The following is a 1,718-nucleotide window of genomic DNA, read 5'->3' on the forward strand; positions in this document are numbered from 1 at the left end:
CACCTCCTGGTGCTCGGCCGCCAGAACGCTATCGAACGCGTAGCCGCTTTCCTCGTGGATATGGCGGAGCGGCAGGGTGGGTTGCGGCAGGTTGAGTTGCCGATGTCACGTATGGACATCGGCGACTATCTCGGCCTGACCATCGAGACCGTGTCGCGTGTCTTCACCCGGCTGAAGGACAAGGGCGTCATCCGGCTGCTCAACCTGCGCAGCATCGAAATCGTCAAGCACGTCGCGCTCCACTGCATGAGCGAATGAAGGCGCTTGCCTGCGCAAGAGACGACAATGACGCCGAAGAACCGGCCTCGGTTCAAGGAGCAGATGACGATGGACAACACACTTTCCACCCATACCGGCTTTCGCTTCGAAGTGCGCCGCGCGCGCCCGGAGGATGAGCCAACGCTGGCCGAGTTCTTCACGCATGTGACCCCGGACGACCTGCGCTTCCGCTTTCTCGGCGCTGTGAAGGAAGTCTCGCATGAACGGCTGGTCGCGATGACGCGTTCAGACGACGCCCATTTCCATAATTTTCTAGCATTCTCAATCGACGGGATGCTGATCGCGGTTGCGACGCTGGCAAGCGATCGAGCCGATCGAAACGGCGAGGTCGCGATCTGCATTCGCCAAGATCGCAAGCATCTGGGCGTTGGCTGGGAGCTGCTCGCCTATGTTGCGAAATATGCCGAGGAACTCGGCCTCAAGGCGATCGAGTCGATCGAGAGCCGTGAAAACCGTGCTGCGATCGAGGTCGAGCGCGACATGGGCTTCACCGTCACCACCGATCCCGAAGATGCGACGCTGGTCCTGGTTCGGCGAGAGCTGGGGGCGCGATCAGCCGGGTAGCTACTGCGGTCTCTCCCTGGCCGTTTCGGGCGCGGCAGGTCGAAAGTCGAGTATCTCGGTGGCCACAGCTCTTTCTTCATCCGCTGGAATGACAAGGACATCGACGCGGGAATTCGTGGCGCTGACCACCTCGTCGTCGCCTCGGTTTCGCTCGTCGTCGAGACCGACTCCAAGCCAGGCCGCGGCGGCGCTTATCCTTTCCCGGACCAACGGCGCGTTTTCGCCAATGCCGGCAGTGAACACCAGCGTGTCCAGTCCTCCCATGGCAGCGGCCAGCGATCCTATCTCACGTCCGATGCGGTAGACGAAGAGATCAACAGCCTCGGCGGCGGCAGGGTCGTCTGAGCCGATCAGGGTCCGCATATCCCCAGATATTCCGGACACACCGAGCAGACCGGATTGCTCGTATAGAAGCGTGACCAGTCCTTCCGCAGACAGCCGCCGTTCCTGCAGCAAGTGGAGGATGACCCCCGGGTCGAGCGCACCGCAACGCGTGCTCATCACCAGGCCGTCCAGCGTCGAAAACCCCATCGTCGTGGCGATGCTTCGTCCAGCATCCATGGCGCACAGGCTGGCGCCGCTGCCGAGATGAATCGTGCGGCCGCCGGCGCGAGCGCCGTAGCGCTCACGCAGCTTCGCAGCAATATGACTGTAGGACAACCCATGAAAGCCATAGGAAACGATGCCCGCGTCAGTCATCGCGCGCGGCAGCCCGTAGATTTTGGCGTGCTCCGGCCTGGTCGAATGAAACGCCGTGTCAAAGCATCCGATCTGGAGAGCCTGCGGCAAGAGTTCAGCAGCCAGTGCGACAATCTCGAGATTGATCCGCTGATGGATGGGCGCCAGCGACTCTAGAAGGCGCAATGCTTTGAGCG

At 61.8% G+C, this 1,718-nt stretch carries 3 protein-coding genes; 2 read left to right on the forward strand and 1 reads right to left on the reverse strand.

Translation table 11 applies throughout. The features are described from left to right. Together EN932_RS35465 and EN932_RS35470 are read left to right on the forward strand one after the other, a co-directional pair. On the forward strand, positions 1–258 hold a 258-nt coding region (locus EN932_RS35465), incomplete at its 5' end, for a helix-turn-helix domain-containing protein (protein WP_164890828.1). Positions 259–327: 69 nt separating this feature from the next. Beyond that, on the forward strand, positions 328–843 hold the full coding sequence (locus EN932_RS35470) for a GNAT family N-acetyltransferase (protein ID WP_128369491.1): 516 nt from the start codon (positions 328–330) through the stop codon (positions 841–843). Here EN932_RS35470 and EN932_RS35475 read toward each other — a convergent pair. Further along, on the reverse strand, positions 844–1,718 hold an 875-nt coding region (locus tag EN932_RS35475; protein WP_128369490.1), incomplete at its 5' end, for an acetate/propionate family kinase.

The organism is Mesorhizobium sp. M7A.F.Ca.US.002.01.1.1, assembly GCF_004022955.1.
Classification (GTDB): domain Bacteria; phylum Pseudomonadota; class Alphaproteobacteria; order Rhizobiales; family Rhizobiaceae; genus Mesorhizobium; species Mesorhizobium ciceri.

Excerpts from the sequence above, each read along its gene's own strand:
- EN932_RS35470 (WP_128369491.1), top strand. The coding sequence starts at position 328 with ATGGACAACACACTTTCCACCCATACCGGCTTTCGCTTCGAAGTGCGC.